Source organism: Cetobacterium sp. (assembly GCF_977044495.1).
The window spans coordinates 1-20647 of the sequence record NZ_CDRRQU010000024.1 but is presented as its reverse complement, the minus strand read 5'-3'; the positions used below and the strand labels follow the sequence as shown (position 1 = coordinate 20647).

Annotated in this window: 24 protein-coding genes and 1 riboswitch; of the genes, 3 read left to right on the top strand and 21 right to left on the bottom strand. The window is 33.8% G+C overall.

The annotated features are described in order from the left end of the window. Positions 1 to 12: 12 nt before the first annotated feature. The 17 genes from fabF to ACWI69_RS07205 all read right to left on the bottom strand — a co-directional run bounded on the left by fabF (position 13) and on the right by ACWI69_RS07205 (position 14339). Entirely contained in the window at positions 13 to 1251 is a 1239-nt protein-coding gene (gene fabF, locus ACWI69_RS07285; protein ID WP_448821176.1) for a beta-ketoacyl-ACP synthase II, read from the bottom strand. Positions 1252 to 1325: 74 nt separating this feature from the next. After that, the gene (acpP, locus tag ACWI69_RS07280) at positions 1326 to 1550 is read right to left on the bottom strand and encodes an acyl carrier protein (protein ID WP_448821175.1); all 225 of its coding nucleotides are present in this window, start codon (positions 1548 to 1550) and stop codon (positions 1326 to 1328) included. An 87-nt stretch (positions 1551 to 1637) separates the two neighbouring features. Further along, a complete protein-coding gene (gene fabD / locus ACWI69_RS07275) occupies positions 1638 to 2543 on the bottom strand; it encodes an ACP S-malonyltransferase (protein ID WP_448821174.1) in 906 nt (301 codons plus the stop codon). A 69-nt stretch (positions 2544 to 2612) separates the two neighbouring features. After that, positions 2613 to 3602 (bottom strand): beta-ketoacyl-ACP synthase III, encoded by a 990-nt coding sequence (locus tag ACWI69_RS07270; RefSeq protein ID WP_448821173.1) that lies wholly within the window; start codon positions 3600 to 3602, stop codon positions 2613 to 2615. Continuing rightward, positions 3595 to 4611, bottom strand: coding sequence for a phosphate acyltransferase PlsX (gene plsX / locus ACWI69_RS07265; RefSeq protein WP_448821172.1), 1017 nt, complete (start codon positions 4609 to 4611; stop codon positions 3595 to 3597). The genes ACWI69_RS07270 and plsX overlap by 8 nt, the downstream gene beginning before the upstream one ends. 99 nt (positions 4612 to 4710) lie before the next feature. Further along, positions 4711 to 4893, bottom strand: coding sequence for a 50S ribosomal protein L32 (rpmF, locus tag ACWI69_RS07260; protein ID WP_023051690.1), 183 nt, complete (start codon positions 4891 to 4893; stop codon positions 4711 to 4713). A 36-nt stretch (positions 4894 to 4929) separates the two neighbouring features. Next, positions 4930 to 5412, bottom strand: a complete 483-nt coding sequence (locus tag ACWI69_RS07255; protein ID WP_448821171.1) for a YceD family protein — start codon at positions 5410 to 5412, stop codon at positions 4930 to 4932. Positions 5413 to 5501: 89 nt separating this feature from the next. Then, positions 5502 to 6596, bottom strand: coding sequence for a redox-regulated ATPase YchF (gene ychF / locus ACWI69_RS07250; protein ID WP_448821170.1), 1095 nt, complete (start codon positions 6594 to 6596; stop codon positions 5502 to 5504). Between the two features lie 105 nt (positions 6597 to 6701). After that, a complete protein-coding gene (locus ACWI69_RS07245) occupies positions 6702 to 8186 on the bottom strand; it encodes a Na+/H+ antiporter NhaC family protein (RefSeq protein ID WP_448821169.1) in 1485 nt (494 codons plus the stop codon). A 107-nt stretch (positions 8187 to 8293) separates the two neighbouring features. Continuing rightward, positions 8294 to 8470, bottom strand: a riboswitch (Lysine riboswitch). 53 nt (positions 8471 to 8523) lie between these two features. Then, positions 8524 to 10044 carry a 2,3-bisphosphoglycerate-independent phosphoglycerate mutase gene (gene gpmI, locus ACWI69_RS07240; protein WP_448821168.1) on the bottom strand — a complete coding sequence of 507 codons (1521 nt, stop codon included), beginning with the start codon at positions 10042 to 10044 and terminating at the stop codon, positions 8524 to 8526. 21 nt (positions 10045 to 10065) lie between these two features. Then, entirely contained in the window at positions 10066 to 10824 is a 759-nt protein-coding gene (gene tpiA, locus ACWI69_RS07235; protein ID WP_448821167.1) for a triose-phosphate isomerase, read from the bottom strand. Between the two features lie 116 nt (positions 10825 to 10940). Beyond that, positions 10941 to 11531 (bottom strand): hypothetical protein, encoded by a 591-nt coding sequence (locus ACWI69_RS07230; protein WP_448821166.1) that lies wholly within the window; start codon positions 11529 to 11531, stop codon positions 10941 to 10943. A 21-nt stretch (positions 11532 to 11552) separates the two neighbouring features. After that, the gene (locus ACWI69_RS07225; protein WP_448821165.1) at positions 11553 to 11999 is read right to left on the bottom strand and encodes a ComF family protein; all 447 of its coding nucleotides are present in this window, start codon (positions 11997 to 11999) and stop codon (positions 11553 to 11555) included. 157 nt (positions 12000 to 12156) lie between these two features. Further along, positions 12157 to 12378 (bottom strand): zinc ribbon domain-containing protein, encoded by a 222-nt coding sequence (locus tag ACWI69_RS07220; RefSeq protein ID WP_448821164.1) that lies wholly within the window; start codon positions 12376 to 12378, stop codon positions 12157 to 12159. Next, positions 12362 to 12721 (bottom strand): YraN family protein, encoded by a 360-nt coding sequence (locus ACWI69_RS07215; RefSeq protein WP_448821163.1) that lies wholly within the window; start codon positions 12719 to 12721, stop codon positions 12362 to 12364. The genes ACWI69_RS07220 and ACWI69_RS07215 overlap by 17 nt, the downstream gene beginning before the upstream one ends. Positions 12722 to 12725: 4 nt before the next feature. Continuing rightward, on the bottom strand, positions 12726 to 13337 hold the full coding sequence (locus ACWI69_RS07210; protein ID WP_448821162.1) for a ribonuclease HII: 612 nt from the start codon (positions 13335 to 13337) through the stop codon (positions 12726 to 12728). Positions 13338 to 13388: 51 nt separating this feature from the next. Then, entirely contained in the window at positions 13389 to 14339 is a 951-nt protein-coding gene (locus ACWI69_RS07205) for an RluA family pseudouridine synthase (RefSeq protein ID WP_448821161.1), read from the bottom strand. A gap of 194 nt (positions 14340 to 14533) precedes the next feature. On the opposite strand from ACWI69_RS07205, the gene ACWI69_RS07200 reads away from it, so the two are divergent. Continuing rightward, positions 14534 to 15247 (top strand): outer membrane protein, encoded by a 714-nt coding sequence (locus tag ACWI69_RS07200; protein ID WP_448821160.1) that lies wholly within the window; start codon positions 14534 to 14536, stop codon positions 15245 to 15247. Positions 15248 to 15424: 177 nt separating this feature from the next. On the opposite strand, the gene ACWI69_RS07195 is transcribed toward ACWI69_RS07200, so the two are convergent. From ACWI69_RS07195 to ACWI69_RS07185, 3 genes are all read right to left on the bottom strand, one after another. Next, the gene (locus ACWI69_RS07195; protein WP_448821159.1) at positions 15425 to 16372 is read right to left on the bottom strand and encodes an Abi family protein; all 948 of its coding nucleotides are present in this window, start codon (positions 16370 to 16372) and stop codon (positions 15425 to 15427) included. Between the two features lie 198 nt (positions 16373 to 16570). Next, positions 16571 to 17356 carry a family 1 encapsulin nanocompartment shell protein gene (locus tag ACWI69_RS07190; RefSeq protein ID WP_448821158.1) on the bottom strand — a complete coding sequence of 262 codons (786 nt, stop codon included), beginning with the start codon at positions 17354 to 17356 and terminating at the stop codon, positions 16571 to 16573. Positions 17357 to 17367: 11 nt separating this feature from the next. Next, a complete protein-coding gene (locus ACWI69_RS07185; RefSeq protein ID WP_448821157.1) occupies positions 17368 to 17733 on the bottom strand; it encodes a ferritin family protein in 366 nt (121 codons plus the stop codon). Positions 17734 to 17979: 246 nt separating this feature from the next. Here ACWI69_RS07185 and ACWI69_RS07180 point away from each other — a divergent pair, with 246 nt between their 5' ends. Beyond that, entirely contained in the window at positions 17980 to 18570 is a 591-nt protein-coding gene (locus ACWI69_RS07180; RefSeq protein ID WP_448821156.1) for a sigma-70 family RNA polymerase sigma factor, read from the top strand. Between the two features lie 59 nt (positions 18571 to 18629). Here ACWI69_RS07180 and ACWI69_RS07175 read toward each other — a convergent pair whose 3' ends face one another. Next, on the bottom strand, positions 18630 to 20339 hold the full coding sequence (locus tag ACWI69_RS07175) for a proline--tRNA ligase (RefSeq protein WP_448821155.1): 1710 nt from the start codon (positions 20337 to 20339) through the stop codon (positions 18630 to 18632). Positions 20340 to 20538: 199 nt separating this feature from the next. Here ACWI69_RS07175 and ACWI69_RS07170 point away from each other — a divergent pair. Beyond that, a partial coding sequence (locus ACWI69_RS07170; protein ID WP_448820521.1) for a helix-turn-helix domain-containing protein occupies positions 20539 to 20647 on the top strand: 109 nt, incomplete at its 3' end.

Genomic DNA, 20647 nt, shown 5'->3' with positions numbered 1-20647 from the left:
TCTCTCCCTCTTCTATTTATATTTTCTCATTGCAATTACAGCATTGTGTCCACCAAATCCCAATGAACTTGACATTCCTACTTCTATATCTCTTTTTACCATTTTATTTGGAGTGTAGTTTAAATCTAACTCTAAATCAGGATTATCTAGATTTATTGTCGGAGGTACTACCCCTTCTGCTATTGCCAGTGCTAAAATTACTCCTTCAATTCCTCCAGCCGCTCCAAGTCCATGTCCTGTAGCTCCTTTTGTCGAAGAGATATTCATAGTATACGCCGATTTTCCAAAAGCATCCTTTATAGCTGCTGTCTCATTTCTATCATTAGCAGGTGTTGATGTTCCATGAGCATTGATGTATCCAACTTCTTCCGGTTTTATATTTCCCTCTTCCATTGCCATAACAAAAGCTCTTGTAGCTCCTTCTCCACCTTCTGCTGGTGATGTTATATGATAGGCATCACAAGTCTCTCCATACCCTACAATCTCAGCGTATATCTTCGCTCCTCTAGCTTTTGCTGATTCTAACTCCTCTAATATCAAGATTCCAGCTCCCTCTCCCATTACAAATCCATCTCTATCTGCTGTAAATGGTCTAGATGCTTTTTCAGGTTCATCATTTCTCGTGGATAATGCTTTCATATTTGCAAATCCATTTATTGCAAATTTTGTGATACAAGCCTCTGTTCCACCTGTTATCATAGCATCTGTTTTTCCTGATTTTATCATCTCATAAGAATCTCCTATTGAATGAGTTCCTGCTGCACACGCCGTCACAACAGCCTTATTCGGACCCTTTGCACCAAAATAAATCCCAACATTTCCGGATGCCATATTATTTATCATTGCTGGTATCGTAAATGGAGATATTCTTCTAGTACCTTTTTCTAACATTGTTCCATACTGTTCTTCAAAAACTTCAATTCCACCAATTCCAGATGACACTATTGTTCCAACTTTAGTTGCATTTTTTTCATCTATAATAAGTCCTGAGTCCTCTAATGCCATTTTTGCAGCGGCTATTGCAAACTGTGTATTTCTAGCTAATTTTTTTACCTCTTTTTTTTCTATTCCAAATTCAGTTGGATCAAAGTCAGTAACCTCACCAGCTATTTTAACAGCACTTTCTGTTGTATCAAAAGATTTAATCTCTTTTATTCCACACTTTCCAGCTTTAATAGCTTCCCAAGATTTTTCCGTCCCAGTACCTAGTGAAGTTATTAAACCAACCCCTGTTACAACTACTCTTCTCATTATTTTATCCACCTCTTCATTATTTTTCCAAAAAATATAACTAAAGGGGTACTTTCATACCCCTTTAATTTTTCCTACTTATTTGCCTCAATGTAGTTTACAACATCTTGAACAGTTTTAATTTTTTCTGCTTCTGTATCAGGAATCTCTATATCAAACTCCTCTTCAAAAGCCATTATTAACTCAACTGTATCCAACGAGTCCGCTCCTAAGTCCTCTACAAAGTTTGCCTCTAAAGTTACTTGGTCAGCGTCCACTCCCAATTGCTCTACAACTATTTCTCTTATTTTATCTAACATGTGTTTTCCTCCTGATTTTTTTAATTATTTATATTAATATATTAGCAAATTTAATATATTTTTTCAAGTTTTATAATCTTTAGTATCCTATACTAAGTCTGAAAACTTTTCAATATTGATAACTTCTATCTCTTTATCAATCTTTTTTATTAAACCATTCAATACTTTTCCCGGTCCAATTTCGTATACAGTTGTCACTCCTGCCTCTTTTAGAGCCAAAATTGTATCTACCCATTTAACTGGTCCAAAACTTTGTCTATATAGTTCCTCTTTTAAATCATCTGCTTTTGTGATACCTTTTGCTGTTGTATTTGCAATCAAAACTATTGAAGATTCTTCAAAATTAAAGCTCTCTAGAGCCTCTTTCAATATTTCACCAGCTGGTTGCATCAAGCTTGAATGAAAAGGTCCAGAGACAGCTAGTTCCATAGCTCTTCTTGCACCTGCCTCTTTTAGAGCTACACAAGCTTTTCCTATCGCTTCTTTTTCTCCAGCTATCACAGTTTGCTTAGGCTCATTAAAATTTACCGCTTCAACAACTCCCTCTACCGATTTTAAAGTTTCAACTATTTTATCCGCATCAAGTCCGATTATTGCCGCCATTGTTCCAACAACTTTCCCTGACACTTCACTCATAGCTTTTCCTCTCAACGCCGTTAACTTTACAGCATCTTCCATAGATAAAAATCCTGCTGATCCTACCGCTGCATACTCTCCTACAGAGTGCCCCGCTACATAATCTGGTTTAACACCTTTATCTCTTAGTAACTTCTCTAAAACTAAACTCATAGCCACTATAGCAGGTTGAGTATTTTTAGTATCTTTTAACTCCTCCTCGCTCCCCTCAAACATAACTGACTTCAAATCAAAATCTAAATTAGAGAAGATTTTATCAAACTCCTTTTTAGCTAGTTCACTATTCTCATAAAGATCTTTTCCCATACCAATGTACTGCGTCCCTTGACCTGGAAAAACAAAAGCTATTTTACTCATACTAACTCCTTTTTAAATAACATGTGTTTTTTAATATATCACATTATTTTTGCTCTGTCAATTCTAAATTTAGTAAGACCATTTAATTATCATTGAAGCATACGTTAATCCTGCTCCAAACCCCGTCAATACGACTGTATCGCCTTTTTTTACAAGACCTTTCTCTAAGGCTTCCCCCAGTGCCAACCCAATCGAAGCTGATGATGTATTACCAAACTTGTTTAAATTTAGATAAAATTTATCCATTGGAATCTCTAACCTCTTTGAAGCTGCCTCTATTATTCTAACATTTGCCTGATGTGGAAATACCATATCTATATTTTCCGCTTTTAAACCAGCACCATTTAAAGCCTCTAAAGTAGCTTTTGGAAGAGCTTTCACAGCAAACTTAAACACATCTTGTCCCTTCATCTGTAAAAAATTCGATCTCTCATCTAAAACCTCTTGACTCAATGGCTTTCTAGTTCCTCCAGCCGGTGTTCTAAGAGCTCCCTTCACATCAGGTTCCGCTCCTAAAAATTGCGATAGTATTCCATATCCTTCCTCTACTTCTGCCACTACCGCTGCCGCTGCTCCATCCCCAAATAAAACACAAGTATTTCTGTCTTGCATATCTACACATTTGGACAAAACTTCTGCTCCAATTACCAACACTTTTTTATTCATTCCAGAAGCGATTAAGGCTTTTGCCATTGTCAGAGCATATACGAAACCGCTACATGCAGCATTGACATCTACTGCTCCTGCATTTACTGCTCCTATCAGTTCCTGTACAACACACGCTGTACTTTGAATTGGATAATCTGGTGTTGTTGTCGCCAAAATTATCATATCTATATCCTCTGCAGAAAGCCCTGCTTTCTCTAAAGCTATCTTTGCAGCCTCTGCCCCTAAATCAGATGTGGCTTGATCCGCACTTGCAAATCTTCTCTCCTCTATACCCGTTCTTGTTCTAATCCACTCATCAGATGTATCTATAATTTTCTCAAAATCAAAATTTGTCATTACGTTCTCTGGAACGTATGTCCCTAATCCTATTATCCCTACATTTTTAAACATCGTCGCTTCCTCCTTGATTCTGTTTCATTACCTCAGCTAACCTATCTATAAATTTATCCTCTGCAAATTTATTAGCCACCTTTAAAGCATTCTTGATTCCTCTAGCCGTTGAATTTCCATGAGCCTTTACAGATATTCCATTAACTCCCAGAAAAAGTGCTCCTCCGTATTCAGATGAATCCAACTTTACTTTTAATTTTTTTAAGATAGGTTTCAATAGTAGTGCTCCCATCTTTCCTAAAACACTTCTGTTTATCTCTTCCTTTAAAATAGAAAATATAAACTTAGCAGTTCCTTCAGCTGTTTTTAAAACCATATTTCCAGTAAAGCCATCTGTGACGATTACATCCACATCTCCATCCATCATCTCTCTACTTTCAATACTTCCTATGAAATTTATTTTATCATTGCTTTTTAAAAGATGGAAGGCTTCTCTTGTAATCTCATTACCCTTTCCCTCTTCGGTTCCTATGTTAAGAAGTCCCACTTTGGCATTTGAAACTCCGAACATCTCCTCATAATATAATGCCCCCATTGTTGCAAACTGATTTATAAATTCCGGTCTACAATCGGCATTTGCCCCAACATCCATCAAAACAATATCCCTTTTTTTACTAGGAAATATAGTTGTTATAGCTGGTCTTAAAACTCCTTTTATCCTTCTTAATTTAAGCTGACTAGCACTTATTAGTGCTCCTGTATTTCCGGCTGAAACTGAGGCCTCAACTTTACCAGATTTCACTAACTCCAACATCCTATTCATAGAAGAATCTTTTTTTGCTCTTACAGCCGACATAGGCTCATCTGTCATCTCAATCACTTCTCTAGCATCATGAATCTCTATTCTATTTTTATCGTAAGTATATTTTATTAACTCTTCTTCTATCTCTTCTTTTTTCCCAACTAAAACCACAGTTAAACCCTCTAGTTCATCTAAAGCTTGTACAGCACCCTTCACTGTTTCTAAAGGTGCAAAATCTCCACCCATGGCATCCAAAGCAATTCTCATATTTTCTCCTCAATCGATATATCATTATTATCTATTATACCATATTTTATGAAATAAAAAAAAGCAAGATTTAACTATCCCGCTTTTTTTTATAAGATATTACTCTACTTCAGTAGCTAATACTTGTTTTCCGTTGTAATCTCCACATGCAAGACAAACTCTGTGCGGTCTTCTTGGTGCCCCACATTTGTCACAAGTTGCTAAAGTAGAACCTGTTAATGCGTGGTGAGATCTTCTCATATTTTTCTTAGCTTTCGAAGTTTTCTTCTTAGGTACTGCCATCTTAGTTTCCCTCCTAATACATTCATATTTAAAACTTTAAAATTTTATGTCTAATAATTGTTGCCACCTTGGGTCAATATCCTCTTTAGAGTATTTCTCCACTTCAGAAGTATCTGAGCACTCTGGAAGACACGCCTCATATTGTGACAAATCAAGTATTATATATTCTCTAACCAGATTAGAAATATCTATCGTGCTATTTATAGCTTCCTCAAAATGTTTATCTCCAAACTCCTCTTCTGGCTTCAGACTAGATATATACTTAGAATATTCCTTTGGATCCAGATACTCCCCTTTAAAATCGCCCTGAATTAAAGGTTCAATTTCCGCCAAACATCTAACGCACTCTAATCTTAGTACTGCTCTATAAGATCCCTCAACTACATAACTATTTCCATCTTTATAGGCTTTTCCCCTTATGGTTACACCTTCTGGAATGTCCATAGAATCCATAGTCTTCTCCGTATAATCAAAGGCTACCTCTGATTCATTAATAATTTCACTAAGCTTGATTATCAATGTTATCCTCCTTATAATTACAATACCTTAATATTTTACTAGTTTTTTTAAACGTTGTCAAGTAATTTTTCTTAACAACCCCTTATATTTTATACATTGAATAAAAACTCCATCAAGTCCCCATCTTTTACAATATATTCTTTTCCTTCTAATCTTAGAACTCCAGCCTCTTGTGCTCCCTTCCAACCAGAATACTTTATAAAATCCTCATATCCAACCACTTTTGCTCTGATAAATCCTCTTTCAAAATCTGTATGAATTTCACCAGCAGCCTTTGGAGCCGTATCTCCTATTTTTATAGTCCAAGCTCTTACCTCTTTTACTCCCGCTGTGAAATAAGTTTGCAATCCTAATAGTTTAAACCCTGCTCTTATCAATCTATTTAACCCAGGTTCTTCCACCCCTAGAGCCTCTAAGAACTCTTTTTTATCCTCATCTTCCATCTCTTGAAGTTCCGATTCCACTTTTGCAGAAACTACTACAACTTCTGCACCTAAACTCGCTGCGTACTCTTTTACTTTCTCTACATATTCATTTCCAGTAGCTAACTCATCTTCCGATACATTCGCTGCAAACATCATTGGCTTTTGTGTTAAAAGTTGATATGTTCTTATCAACTCCTGTTCTTCAGGAGTCAGTGCTAAAGTTTTTAGCATCTTATATTCATCCAAATGTGCTTTACATTTTTCTAAAACTGGCATCAATACTAAAGCTTCTTTATTTTTTGCTTTAAATAATTTAGATTGTTTCTCTATAGCTTTTTCAATAGTTTCCATATCAGCTAAGATTAACTCTCCATTTATAATTTCAACATCTCTTATTGGATTAACACTTCCACTCACGTGAATGATATTCTCATCCTCAAAACATCTAATAACTTGACAAATTGCAGCAGTAGTTCTGATGTTTGATAGGAATTTATTTCCTAGCCCCTCACCCTTTGCTGCTCCTTCAACTAAACCTGCAATATCCACAAATTCAACCGTTGCATGTTGAACTCTTTGAGGATTTATTATTTTTGATAACTCCTCCAATCTTTGATCTGGGACTGTTACCATTCCTACATTTGGTTCTATTGTACAAAACGGATAGTTTGCTGCTTCCGCTGCTCCAGCTTTTGTTATTGCATTAAAAAGAGTTGACTTTCCCACATTTGGAAGTCCTACTATTCCTATACCTATCATTTTAGAGATTCCTCCTGAAATTTTATTTTACTTTAGATTCTACCATATATAAAATCTTTTGTAAATAAAAAAACCCTCACTTTCTTCAGTAAGGGTTCCTATATCTTAAGCTTTTTCACCTGCATAATTCTCTATAGGTGCTTTTTTTAACCTCACACTTGGCTCACTTGGCAATCCAAATCTTGGAATAAATCTATCCAAACCTGTCAATGTTGCTATCAAAATTGATGATACCGCTATCAGTGCTAAGAAATTAAATTTTATTATATCTATTGCACCGAATTTATATAGCGGATAAACAGCCTGAGCTATCCCTAAATAGAATCCTATATATACGTGCCATGGAATTAACTGTGATCCAAATACCCCAAGTGCATCACTAAATGTTGCATTTCTAAGTCTCAATACCTCTATATCCTCAGGTGATCCTTCAACATTTTTCTCTACAATCTCCCTTATGATAGGTCCCATAGTAACTATCTGAGCCATCTCATCCGCTAGACCTGCATTTCCTAGTATTGATAGTAGTCCATTACAAAACATCAACTGTCTTACATTTTTGGACACTGTAACCACTACATTTGACAGAGGTCTAAAAGCGTCCATCAACTTCATAATTCCACCAAATGCTGCAACCCACATCATCATTACAATAACCCAAGAACCTGCACCCTCAAATCCAGAATATAAAAGATTCAAGAATGTTCCTGTATTCTCAACCGTACCTGCAACCATACCCAATACATATGCTGCAAATATACCTATGAACAAACATAGTAGCGTTGTTAAGCCCTTAAATGCTGCAATTAAAACAAGAACCAATGGTATTATCATATAACTTGGTACACCTGTTTTTACTTGATTCAACAATGTCACTGCTGACTCTCTTTTCTCAGCTAACACTGTCCAAACCTCTTCTGGAATTTGTCCGATAGCAGTTGCTGCATCCCCCGTTGTTGTAGGTAGCCCCATTATGACTCCCGCCAGATAAAAAGACACAATCCCTAAAATTAATACTAACCCAGACCAATATCCTTGATGCCTTATTCTTTTTATTACCTCAACTTTTTGGATTCCAGAACTCACAATTGTTGTATCTGATATAAGTCCTATGTTATCCCCAAAACACGCCCCACCAGCAATTGCTCCCACTGTTAAAGCCACATTTCCACCCACAATATGATTAAGCCATAAAAATATCGGTGCGCAAGCTGCAAATGTTCCCCAACTTGTTCCTGTGGCTATTGACAAAATTGATGTTACAACTATTCCCACAACTGCAACAGTTCTTCCAGTCAATCCTACATTCAAAGCCAAATTTATAATTGAAGCTCCAACTCCTGTTGACATAAATACCTCTGCCATAGCATAGGCAACCATCAAAATAAAAAATGCAACCTGCATCTCTTTAGCATTATTTATGACAGCTTCGATTATATCATTTACCTTTTTTCTCTCAACAAATCCAGCCACCAACGCTGCATAAATTGTCGCTATCGGTGCTGCTATCAAAGCGTCATACCCCATAAACATCAACATTGCTAAAACTGCAACTGGGCTTAATTTCAATAATTCTGTCACTCTGTTCATCCTAAAACCTCCAAGTTTAATTTATATTCTAGTTTCAATGAAATTTTAGGTAAAAAAAACTACCGTACAACATAGATACGGTAGTCAATCTGTAAAATATATCACAAATTTTGGATAGCACAACATCAGTATATATCTGATGACAGTCATATGAATTTTTTTCATATGCCCAACAAAGATTTTTGACACAATCTTCATTTCGGCGAATTTCCCTTTCTCTCAATTTCAATGCTTTGTCGAGCTCCATTGAGTTACTCTTGTCATCCGCAACCTCTACCTAAAATATTAAATTTTCGAAACTTTAAATTATAGTATCACTATTTTTTTTTACTGTCAATTATTTTTTTATTAAAGAAACTCCATTCATTTCAGCAGGTTTCTCAATATGCAGTATTTCTAACATTGTTGGTGCTATATCAGCCAACTTACCGTGGTTTAGTTCCCCTCTAAAATTATTGGAAACATAGATGAATGGCACCTCATTAGTTGTATGTGCAGTGAACGGTTCATTCGTCACTGGATCTACCATTTTCTCCGCATTTCCATGATCAGCAGTTATTAATACTGTTCCATCTAACTCTAGAACCTTATTGACAATCTCCCCTATTCCTTTATCAACCGCTTTTATAGCTTTCACAGCTGCATTGAATACACCTGTATGTCCAACCATATCTGGATTAGCAAAGTTCATTATAATAACATCAAATTTATTAGAATTCAATGCCTCTAAGACTTTCTTTGTCAACTCTGGAGCAGACATCTCTGGTTGTAAATCATAAGTAGCTACTTTTGGAGATGCCACTAGAACCCTTTCCTCTCCATTAAATTCAGTTTCTTTTCCACCGTTAAAGAAAAATGTAACGTGTGCATATTTCTCTGTTTCAGCTGTTCTTAACTGAGTTAAATTGTGCTTTGATATAACCTCTCCTAGAGTGTTAGTTATATCTTTATCAGTGTAAATAATCTCCGCATCTATAGTGGAATCATATTGCCTCATACAGTAATACTTAGGTTCTAAATATTCTCTTTGGAAGCCTTTAAAATTCTTGTCCGTTAAAGCTCTTGTTATCTGTCTAGCTCTATCTGGTCTGAAATTAAAATTGATTACTACATCTCCTTTTTGAACCTCACCAGATTTTGTCAATAGAACTGGTTTTATAAATTCATCCGTTATTTTCTCAGAGTATGAATCCTGTATAACTTGCTCCGCTGTTTTTTCTGTCACCTCAACTTTTCCAACTATAGCATCATAAGCTTTTTCTGTTCTATCCCAATTTGTATCTCTATCCATTGAATAATATCTTCCGGAAATAGTAGCAATCTCTCCTACCCCTATCTCTTTTATTTTTTCTTCCAATTTTTTCATGAACTCTAATCCTGAAGTGGGCGCAGTGTCTCTTCCATCCATAAAAGCATGAATATACACTTTTGTTAATCCTGTTTTTTTTGCCATCTCCAGTAGTCCAAATAGGTGGTTTATGTGAGAATGAACTCCTCCATCTGATAAAAGTCCCATAAAATGAATCGCTTTATCATTATTTTTAGCATAGTTAAAAGCCTCTACGACTTTATCTTTTTCAAAAAACTCTCCATCTCTAATCTCTTTTGTAATCTCTACAAGCGGTTGATAAACAACTCTACCAGCTCCTAAATTCAGATGTCCCACTTCAGAGTTTCCCATCTGTCCCTCTGGCAGTCCCACCGCCTCTCCAGATGCTTTTATTAAAGTGTGAGGATATGTATTAAATAATCTTTCAAAATTTTCTGGTTTTGCTTCCGCAATAGCATTTTTTTCTGATGCGTTTGGATTGTATCCCCAACCATCAAGAACCATTAACATTAAAGGTTTTTTAGTCATTTTTAAGCCTCCTAATTTTTATTATCTTGCTCCCGCTTTTATTACTTGAATGAACGTAGGTGCATCTAACGAAGCTCCTCCAACAAGTCCACCATCTATATTTTCCATAGCTAACAGCTCTGCTGCGTTTTTAGCATTCATTGATCCTCCATATTGGATTGTTATCTCTGATGCTACCTTCGCTCCAAACATAGCCGTCAATACATCTCTAATCTCTTTGTGAGTCTCTTCTGCCATTTCTGGTGTAGCTGTTTTCCCAGTTCCTATAGCCCATACCGGCTCGTATGCTATCACAACTTTCACGGCCTCTTCTGGTGTTAATCCCGCTAACCCTTCTCTAATTTGCTTTTCGTTTACTTCTGCTGTTCTTCCAGCTTCTCTTTCTTCCAATCTTTCTCCTATACATAGTATTGGAATTAAACCATGAGCTAAAGCTGATTTCACTTTTTCATTGATGAAAAGATTTGTTTCATGAAAGTACTCTCTTCTCTCTGAATGCCCCAATATAACATACTTCACTCCAAGCTCTTTTAACATAACTGGCGATATCTCACCTGTATACGCTCCCGAATCCTTTGGATACATATTTTGTGCAGCTATCGCAATGTTTGATCCCTCAACAGTTTTTACTGCTGATTCCAAAGCTGTAAATGGAGCTCCTATCACAACCTCAACTCCTTTTACATCTTTTGCTAATTCTTTTAGTTCTGATAGCATGTCTTTTGTCTCTGCCACTGTTTTATTCATTTTCCAGTTTCCTGCAACTATTGTTTTTCTCATTACCTTCTCCCTCCAACAATTTTTTATTAATTTTAATTTTATAATAACATAATTTCTATTTTTTTAACACGCGTGACATTGTCTATATTTTCATCCTATTTTGAGTATTTTTTTCTCTAATTCAATAACTTTTTTCTACTCTCCTCTTTCAAAACTTCCTTCAAATAATCTTTTGAATTAGCCAGTAAATCTTCAAATAACGGTACTATAGCCCCCTCCAAAAGTTCTATCACTCCCACAAAATCCTCTTTTCTAAAAGCTTCAAATACTTCTTCAGCATATTTTTTAAATTCTTCCACATATTCATTATAATCTGAATACATTAAATCTATAGCTGTCGCTTCTTTTAAAGATAATACTATCCCATATACCCACTCAACGAAACTTACCATCTCTATTAATTTTCCTATATCTTCCATCTCCTCTTCGATTTCAGATAAATTTTCAAAAAATCTGTCTGAATACGACTCTAAAAGATAGAGTGATTCTATTAATATCTCTCTATGCGACCGTGTTGTCAATTCTAAAACTTTAACTTTTTTGTTCAGAGGCAATGATTTTCCATCTACCATCTCACCATCTAACTTCAGTTCAACAATAACCTCTCCATCCCTCATCACATTAGCTTCTATCCTTTCCAATACATTCAATAATTTTGTATTTTTTATTCCTATATTTACTTTTTCTCCGTTTATAAAAATCTCCATTTCCACCCATCCTCAATTTAGTCATTTAAAGTAATCTTTCACTACAGCTATTGTAAAAAAAATTACAGTTTTCGCTTTTCGATTTTCTAAAAACTCTTTTTCAATCTCTTTTAGGGTCGCACCTGTTGTCACAATATCATCAACTATTAATACACTTTTTTGAAAATAATTTTTTCCTATTTTAAATGCCTTTTTTACATTCTCTTTTCTTTTTCCACAATCTTTTATCTCATACATATATCTTGTATTTTTTATTCTCTCAATATTTTCAAAATCTATATCTGCTGATTTCAATATCTCCTCAACTTGGTTATACCCTCTTTCTAGAAATCTTTTTTTGCTTACAGGAACAGGTATTACTATATCGATTTTATTCTCTACTTGAATATTCTCTATCGCTTCTTTTACATATCTACTCAAACTGTCTGTAACGCCTTTTCTGTTCTTAAATTTTAAATCAAAAATCATTTTTTTTACATCTGCATAGTAATATAAATAGTATAAGTTGTCTCTCCTTTTCAATTTGCTCATTTTTTCCAGTTTCACAATACATCTAGAGCATAAATACCCTTTGTTTTCGAGATGGCAACCACATAAAGAACAGGTATTATCAAACAATAATTTTCTAAGGAGTTGCTTTAGCATATCTTTTACCTTTTTTATTTTTTGCAAACTCCTTATCTACTATTTTCGCTGAATAAAACTCGGTATATCCACATTCTACACAAGTTTTCACATAATATGTTCCTATCTCTATCTTCAATCCAGGGCTTTTTTCTGGTATCACTGCAGTTTTGACTATATATCTATCACTTCCACATTTTACACATTTATAATCCAACTTCATCACCCCAAAAAATATTCTTAATCCATTCTACCTCTTCACCTAGAAAAACTATTGCATCAAATCGTATTTTTTCATTTTCTAATCTATTCTTTTTTATGAACTCTTTAGCAGTTATATATATTTTATTCATTTTTCTTTTGTCTATTGCTTCTTGTGGTGTTCCAAAAGATAAATTTTTTCTATATTTAACTTCAAAAAAAACAAGGGTTGTATCATCATATCCGATTATGTCTATCTCTCCAAAAGAACCTTGAAAGTTCATGACTAACACTCTCACTCCAATGTTCTCTAGGTATATCTTAGCTTTCTCTTCATAAATTTTCCCCTTATTTCTTTTATTCATATCTTTACTCTCCTAAAATCTTTTTTAAAAAACTTTTTCTATGAATTTTCTCAATAGGTCCTTTTTCCAAGATAATTTCACGATGAGCTTTTGTTCCATACCCCTTATGTTTTTCAAAAACATACTCTGGATAGATTTTTGCTGTTTCTAGCATCATTCTATCTCTAGTAACCTTTGCTATAATCGAAGCTGCTGCTATTGCTAAACTTTTTGAATCCCCCTTAACTATTGGCAACTGTTCTCCATCATACTCCCTTATTTTATGATTTCCATCCACTAAAACTTTTTCGAAACTGACCTCTTTTTCTATCTGTTTTATCGCTCTTCTCATTGCTAAAAAAGTAGCATTTAAGATATTTATTTCATCTATCTCATTCACATCTGCTATACCTACTCCTATATAAAAATTTTCCATGATAATATCAAAGAGCTCCTCTCTAATCTTTTCACTTAATTTTTTGGAATCATTTATTTTTTCTAGCTTCTCGTCATACTTTTTCAACTTCGCTACCGCTGCAACTACTGGACCAGCCAAAGGTCCCCTTCCAGCTTCATCCACCCCTATAATATCTCCATTTTCTAAATCAAAGAGATACATTGCATTTTTTATATCCATTTCATCTCCATCATTTATAGGTTTACCTATATATCTATATTTTTCCTTTTATTATTTGCATAATCTTACAATCTTATCTATATCTAGTTTCAATCTTCTTGCCACATCTTTAAAATCCTCTTTTAGTTCCCCTAAAATCACCATCTCTTTTCCTGTAATAGGATGATTGAACTTTAAATAATAGGAGTGAAGCATTTGACGTTTTGTTAGCTCCGAACCACTTCCATAGATTTCATCCCCCAAAATAGGGTGATTTAAACTCTTCATATGCACTCTTATTTGGTGAGTTCTACCCGTTTCTATCTTCACATCCACCAAAGAAAATCCTTGTACACTGTCAAGTACTTCATAATTGGTTATAGCTATTTTTCCATTTTCTGTTACGACAGCCATTTTTTTTCTATCTCTAGGATCTCTACCAATTAAAGTTTCAATTCGACCACTTGAATTTTTAAAATTCCCCTTGCATATACAGACATATCTTTTTTCAATAGTTTTATCCTTGAACATATCTGTTAATTTCACATGAGCTGTATCATTTTTAGCAATAACTATAAGTCCACTTGTATCTTTATCTAATCTATGAACAATTCCAGGCCTAATAATCCCATTGATTGTTGATAGGTCTTTTATGTGATAAAGAACGGCATTTACCAAAGTACCCGTATAATATCCCTGAGCTGGATGGACAATTACTCCAGGATTTTTATTTATTATAACCATATCTTTATCTTCATACACTAAATCTATTGGGATATCTTCAGGTAAAACTTCAAGTGTTTCATCCTCTGGAATTTTTACTATTATAACTTCTTTTCCTTTCAATTTATTTCCACTTTTAGCTTTTGATTTGTCACCGACTAAGACATTCCCACTATCAATTAATTTTTGTATATAGTTTCTTGTGGCATCTTCAAAAAATTCATTCAAAAAACTATCCAATCTTTTTCCTTTATCTTTTTCCTCAACTTTTATCTCTATTATCTCTTTATATTTTTGCATTTTTCACTTCCCAATTAAACTCTGTACTTTCTAGACAGAATTATATCACAAGTTATTTTCTATTACAAAATTATTACTTAAAAAAAAGAAATCTGTTTTTTTTGAGTATATATGTTACAGAATGGTAAAATTTTTTATTCCATTTTTTATTTTAGATGATTACTTAATTATTTAAGACGAGGAGGTTTATTTTTATGAAAAAATTAACACTTTTAGCATGTTCTCTATTCGCTTTTGCCGCTGTTGCTCAAGCAAAGGAAGTGGCTACTCCTGTTACAGTTTCTAAGGAAGTTGTAGCTGAGCCTGTTATCATTGAGGAGGTTATTGCGCCACCTGTTGTTGAAAACCCTTGGGGATTCATTAACTTGAGAGCTGGATGGGACTTCTGGGGTGAATATGGAAACTTCAAAAGACATGAAACTTATGAAACTGACCTTTCTAAGAAAACTAAGGATTTCGGTGGAGAGTTAGCAATTGAAGCTTATAAATCTTGGGATTACTTCGATTTAGGTCTTGGTGTTGCTTATCAATATCATATGAAGAGAAAAACTAGCAACAATGTTTCTGGAGCAGAGTTCTCTTCAGTTCCAATCTATTTAACTGGTAGATACGATATCAATTACTGGGATTGGGCTGTAACTCCATATATTAAAGCTAACCTTGGTTACTCGTTCAACTTCGACTCAAAAGCTGTGGATGGACCAGACTTTAGTTATGGTACAAAAGTTGATGATGGATTATACTGGGCAGCTGGTATTGGAGTTCAATACGAAGACTTTAACGTAGATATCCTTTATGGTGCTAACTACGCTAAAACTAAAGTTAACGGGGATGGATTTAACGAAAAGTTCGATAACGACTATGAGAGAGTTACTCTATCTGTTGGTTATAGATTTAATATTTGGTAAAAAGTATTTTAAATATATAAATACCTGTTATCTCCTCAGGCTGTAGACAAGCAACTGTCTACGGCTTTTTTTTGAATTTTTTGATATGATATATTTTGGGAATTCATTCTATGAGACAAACTATTAAAGAGATACAAATTAATGTTGCATAAGTCCGAAAAAAATTTTTCAAGGTCTTCATAATTGTGTTTCCCAAGCTTTTGGAAATCCCATATTTATTTGAACAAGATTAAATATATTTGGTGGAAGTTCTTCGCTTAAATCATCAAATTCATCTCTTAATAAAGAAACTAACTTTTTAAAATCTTTTTTAGTTAAAAATAACTTTAAAACAAATAACAAATCTATTAATTTTGATTTACTGGCATTATTTGCACTCCCAACTCTATAAAAATGTTGAAACTTTAAATTCTTAGAAGTTATAGAAAGATTGTATAATCTTTCATCATGAGCACAGGTATTTCTGAATTTATTTACAAAAAATAAAATTTTACATAATTGATTATATTCATTGGGGATTGTAACTTGTAATTTATATTCTTTTTTATACTCATTTATTATTTCTTCGCAAATATCGCTTTTTAAGTTATCTTGTAACGCATTATAAAAATAAGTAGCAGCTCCAAAATCTAATTTTTTCATCAAAACCCATAACGGTAAATTTTCATATGTATTTAAGTAATAAGGAACTTGTCCTTTATCATTTTTTGTATTTTTTTCTACAGTTGCCGATATTCTAGAAATTAATGTTGTCACTTCACTTAAATTATTTTTTTTAAAATTACTTGTATTTAAATAATTAAATGATGTACGATATTTATTTGAAAAATGATATGAAATTTTTGTTTTAATAATACTTTCTAATTTTAAAATATACTTTAAAAAAAGTCCTCTCAAATTCCTGTCAAACTCAAATAAAGCATGCAGTTGCTCAAATTCAGTCCCAGTTTTATAAGTTTCAGTTGGAGCAGATAAATCTAGAAAAATATCTTTATATCCATTTATTATATTATAATAGTCTTCCCTTTTTAAAACTTTTATTGCCTTACTTCCATTTTTTATCATCATATTTCTATCTCTTAATATCTTTAATTGTTGATTATATGTTTTAAATGGTTTATCCATTCTCCCCCCTCCACTCGTAAAAAAAAAGGTTTGTCTCTCCGCAGATAAACAAACCTTTGTGAACTTTCCGCAGATTGTTCACTTATCACTTGGTACTAATGTAACAGTTAATTTGACATATGTCAATATACAAAATTATTTTTTTAGAATTTCTTTTATTTTTTCAAATACTTTTACAACTCATTTTTCCTTTTTCTATTATTTGTAACTCATAACTTTTGTATCGTCTAAAACTCTAAATGTAAATGTCTCTGTCACAAATAACTCCACCTCTTCATTTGTATGCCCTTGATATCCCAATGAAAAATCCTCTCCCAGTGTAAGTTCAACATTTTCATTGTCATAAGGGACTAGAAGTGCACCAGTTATACTATTTGAAACTATTATTGGCATTCCCAATATCTTTTCTAACCTTTTAGCTAAAGAATCATTTAAGTTAACCATATTTAAGTATATAAATTTTTCAAGTCCTACAACAAGTGCATATGGACCCTTAACAAATCCTGTATTTCTTAATTTCGAAACTCCGTACATCAAATTTTTTATCGTTTCCTGCTCTGTTTTTCCAAACTCTAAACACTGTTTTTCATCTTTAAATAACCCAACAATACAAGCCTCATCCAATCCAAAATATATTGTTTCCTCTTCAAACTTAACAGCTTTTTTCAAAGCTTCATCTAAATTTGTATAATCTATATCTCTGGCTCCTCTTTCAAAATTATCCAATTCCCATCTATTTAACTTAAATGTTATTCTATTTTCCACAAATGGTTGAGTTTGATAGATACCATAGCTTAAATCATCTTTTTTGTGAATCGCCAGTCTACCTGTATTAACCCCACCCCTATCTTTTCCAACTGGTCCTGTCACTCTCACAAATCTTCTCGCTGATAGCTGTGTTGTTAAAACTTCTCTTGCCCTCTCCTCTATATCTTTCCAAACTTTACCACTGATTGGTGCTAACTCTTTTTTTAGAAAATCCATCTTTTTCCTCCTTATCCTTTTAATGAACCTATATTTAATGATTTTACCTCAACTACAACTTCATTATCGTTTGGAGGCTCGGCACCTGTACCATTTCTTCCCATTACTTGTGCTTCTATTCCTACAATTTTCCCCTGCCTGAATATATACTCCTCCATCTCTTTTCCAAATTCAAACTGATTTCTTCTCATCCACTCGACTATCATAACAGCGTGTTCCATCTCTTCATTTCTATTGTGAATCATAATCTCTTTAAGCTCTGGATCCACTGCCATTTCAGCCCTTTGATTGTAGTCATCCACTGCTTGTAGCTCCTCTTTTAGACTCTGTATCGCATAGTCTAAATCTGTGGCTTTTTTGCTGATTCCGTCTAACATATTTCCAACACCTCCACATAATAAAATATCCTATATTTTTATTATGCCTTTCTTTTGTTTTTCCTTCTTTAATTTTTTATTTTTACACTATTTACTTTTCATAGCTTAAAAATTGACCAAAGTTTAGAAAATTTGAAATATAGACATCTATTTATTTTTTTGATATTGTATCAGTATGAATTGTATTGTTTTATTTAATTTATAGAGATGTCGGGGGATGAGACTATGATTAAAGGGGACAAGTCTATGATTGAAAAAGAAGATATTTTTTTAGCACAACGTGGTGATGAAGAATCAATCGAAAAAATTTTCAGAGAATACCAAGGGGCAATTTACAAAAATAATCGCTCATTTTTTCTTAAAGGTGGAGATAGTGACGATTTAATGCAAGAGGGATTTATTGGTCTTATTAAAGCTATCAAATGTTATGATGAATCTCGAAACGCTTGTTTTAGTACTTTTGCAAATCTTTGCATTCGAAGGCAGGTGATTACAGCTGTCAAAAATCATAACTCTGGCAAGTATAAAATTTTAAATTCCACTATGCAGGGCGAAGACTACACCGCACAGCAAGAAAGTATTCACTATTCGCACCCTTCTTTAGGATTTTACTCACCTGAAGAAATCTTTTTAGGCAAAGAATTAGTTAATCTATTAACTAGTTTTCTGGAAGAAAACTTAAGTTCTCTAGAAAAAAGGGTCTTTGCATATCTATGTAAAGAATACTCCTACGTTGAAATCGCTGATTTCTTAGGTGAGCCACCTAAAAAGATAGATAATACTATCCAAAGAATTAAGAAGAAAATTTTGATTTATCTGGATTCCTACTCAAAATAAATTAAGTATAAGGAAAGCGTTTTGCTCTCGTGTTTTGCTCTCCTTATCTTATACTTATTTTAATATTTTCTCATCAACTCTTTCACTTTTGAAACAACTTCATCTTTTGAAACTTCTAAAGTCTCATTTGTTCTTCTAATTTTTAATTCCACAATACCTTCAGTAGCCTTTTTACCAGCCACAACTTTAAATGGGTACCCTATTAGATCTCCATCTTTAAATTTGAACCCTATTCTTTCATCTCTATCATCCAAAGCCACATCTATATTAGCTTCTTGGAAATCTCTATAAATCTCTTCTGCCAATGTCACCTGTTCTTCAGATTTCATATTCGCCGGTATTACTTCCACTACAAATGGAGCTATTGCTGAAGGCCAAATAATCCCATTCTCATCATTGTTTTGCTCTATTGCAGATGCCATAGTTCTAGAAACTCCTATACCATAACATCCCATCTCCATTATTTTACTCTTACCATTCTCATCCAAAAACGACGCATTTAACGCTTTAGAGTATTTATCTCCCAGCTTAAATATATGTCCACTTTCAATTCCTCTTGCACTTGCAAGCTTTCCTCCACATTTAGGACACTTTTCTCCAACTGCTACTGTTCTCACATCTGCAACTATTTCTGCCTCATAGTCTCTTCCATAGTTAACATTTATATAGTGCGTATCTAATCTATTTCCACCTGCCGTATGATTAGATATTCCTACAACACTTTTATCAGCTATAATTTTTATTTTTTCTAAATCAGCACCAACTGGTCCTATAAATCCTTTTATTAGTCCTAAATTCTCAATTTCCGAGTCAGTCAATAACACAACATCTATGGTATCGATTATATTTTTTAATTTGACTTCATTAACCTCAAAATCTCCTCTTATAAGGACCATATAGATGTCATCTGTCACAACATCTTTATACATCATAGCTTTTACAGTTTTCTCCACAGGTACATTCAAGTACTCCACAACATCAACAATTTTTGATACATTTGGTGTATCCACCAATTTAAGTTCTAATAGTTCGGATTTTGGTAACTCATCTATTACACTTATTGCAGTTTCAACATTTGCTGCATAGTCACATGATGTGCAGTATATAATCTCATCCTCACCTGACTCTGCCAATACGTGGAACTCCTGCGAACCACTTCCACCAATCGCTCCTGAATCAGCTTCAACCGCTCTAAACTTAAGTCCACATCTTTCAAACACTCTTGTATAAGCAGCTTTCATATTTTCAAACTCTTCATCTAAAGACTCCTTGTTTGCATGGAACGAGTACGCATCTTTCATCATAAACTCCCTTCCTCTCATAAGTCCAAATCTAGGTCTTCTTTCATCTCTAAATTTAGTTTGAATTTGATAAAGGTTTAATGGTAGAGATTTATAAGATGATATATCATTTCTAATGATGTCTGTTATTACTTCTTCGTGAGTTGGTCCCAGTGCAAACTCTCTTGAATGTCTATCTTGAATTCTCATCATTTCAGCACCCATTACATCCCATCTTCCACTCTCCTTCCAAAGCTCTGCAGGTTGTAATACTGGCATGAATATCTCCTGAGCTCCCGCTCTATCCATCTCCTCTCTCACGATATTTTCCACTTTTTTCAAAGCTTTTAAACCTAAAGGAAGGTATGTGTAAACTCCACTTGCCAATCTTTTGATCATTCCTGCTCTAAGTAATAACTTATGACTGATTACCTCTGCCTCTTTAGGGGTTTCCTTAAGAGTTTTTACATAATATTTACTTAATCTCATCTTAGCCTCCACTTTTTAATTAATTTTATCAAAACACCCTGAGAAAACCTCTTCCTCTATTAGGGAGAGGATGAATCAGGGCAATCTTTTAGTTTTTAGTCCCTTTAATCGAATATATAGCTTAATAGTTTCTATTGATTTTTTCTAAAATATGGTATAATCAGACCACATAAATTTTAAGTTTAAGGAGGTGAAAACTATGAAGACGTATAACTTAGCTTTTAAATATAGAATCTATCCTAATGAAACTCAAGCGAATACAATTAATCAAACTTTTGGTTGCACTAGACTTGTGTATAACAGATTCT

What these genes read in the sequence shown, in the direction of transcription:
- fabF (WP_448821176.1), bottom strand. Translation starts at nt 1,251, where the DNA reads ATGAGAAGAGTAGTTGTAACAGGGGTTGGTTTAATAACTTCACTAGGT.
- acpP (WP_448821175.1), bottom strand. Translation starts at nt 1,550, where the DNA reads ATGTTAGATAAAATAAGAGAAATAGTTGTAGAGCAATTGGGAGTGGAC.
- fabD (WP_448821174.1), bottom strand. Translation starts at nt 2,543, where the DNA reads ATGAGTAAAATAGCTTTTGTTTTTCCAGGTCAAGGGACGCAGTACATT.
- ACWI69_RS07270 (WP_448821173.1), bottom strand. Translation starts at nt 3,602, where the DNA reads ATGTTTAAAAATGTAGGGATAATAGGATTAGGGACATACGTTCCAGAG.
- plsX (WP_448821172.1), bottom strand. Translation starts at nt 4,611, where the DNA reads ATGAGAATTGCTTTGGATGCCATGGGTGGAGATTTTGCACCTTTAGAA.
- rpmF (WP_023051690.1), bottom strand. Translation starts at nt 4,893, where the DNA reads ATGGCAGTACCTAAGAAGAAAACTTCGAAAGCTAAGAAAAATATGAGA.
- ychF (WP_448821170.1), bottom strand. Translation starts at nt 6,596, where the DNA reads ATGATAGGTATAGGAATAGTAGGACTTCCAAATGTGGGAAAGTCAACT.
- ACWI69_RS07245 (WP_448821169.1), bottom strand. Translation starts at nt 8,186, where the DNA reads ATGAACAGAGTGACAGAATTATTGAAATTAAGCCCAGTTGCAGTTTTA.
- gpmI (WP_448821168.1), bottom strand. Translation starts at nt 10,044, where the DNA reads ATGACTAAAAAACCTTTAATGTTAATGGTTCTTGATGGTTGGGGATAC.
- tpiA (WP_448821167.1), bottom strand. Translation starts at nt 10,824, where the DNA reads ATGAGAAAAACAATAGTTGCAGGAAACTGGAAAATGAATAAAACAGTG.
- ACWI69_RS07230 (WP_448821166.1), bottom strand. Translation starts at nt 11,531, where the DNA reads ATGGAGATTTTTATAAACGGAGAAAAAGTAAATATAGGAATAAAAAAT.
- ACWI69_RS07225 (WP_448821165.1), bottom strand. Translation starts at nt 11,999, where the DNA reads ATGATTTTTGATTTAAAATTTAAGAACAGAAAAGGCGTTACAGACAGT.
- ACWI69_RS07220 (WP_448821164.1), bottom strand. Translation starts at nt 12,378, where the DNA reads ATGAAGTTGGATTATAAATGTGTAAAATGTGGAAGTGATAGATATATA.
- ACWI69_RS07215 (WP_448821163.1), bottom strand. Translation starts at nt 12,721, where the DNA reads ATGAATAAAAGAAATAAGGGGAAAATTTATGAAGAGAAAGCTAAGATA.
- ACWI69_RS07210 (WP_448821162.1), bottom strand. Translation starts at nt 13,337, where the DNA reads ATGGATATAAAAAATGCAATGTATCTCTTTGATTTAGAAAATGGAGAT.
- ACWI69_RS07205 (WP_448821161.1), bottom strand. Translation starts at nt 14,339, where the DNA reads ATGCAAAAATATAAAGAGATAATAGAGATAAAAGTTGAGGAAAAAGAT.
- ACWI69_RS07200 (WP_448821160.1), top strand. Translation starts at nt 14,534, where the DNA reads ATGAAAAAATTAACACTTTTAGCATGTTCTCTATTCGCTTTTGCCGCT.
- ACWI69_RS07195 (WP_448821159.1), bottom strand. Translation starts at nt 16,372, where the DNA reads ATGGATAAACCATTTAAAACATATAATCAACAATTAAAGATATTAAGA.
- ACWI69_RS07190 (WP_448821158.1), bottom strand. Translation starts at nt 17,356, where the DNA reads ATGGATTTTCTAAAAAAAGAGTTAGCACCAATCAGTGGTAAAGTTTGG.
- ACWI69_RS07185 (WP_448821157.1), bottom strand. Translation starts at nt 17,733, where the DNA reads ATGTTAGACGGAATCAGCAAAAAAGCCACAGATTTAGACTATGCGATA.
- ACWI69_RS07180 (WP_448821156.1), top strand. Translation starts at nt 17,980, where the DNA reads ATGATTGAAAAAGAAGATATTTTTTTAGCACAACGTGGTGATGAAGAA.
- ACWI69_RS07175 (WP_448821155.1), bottom strand. Translation starts at nt 20,339, where the DNA reads ATGAGATTAAGTAAATATTATGTAAAAACTCTTAAGGAAACCCCTAAA.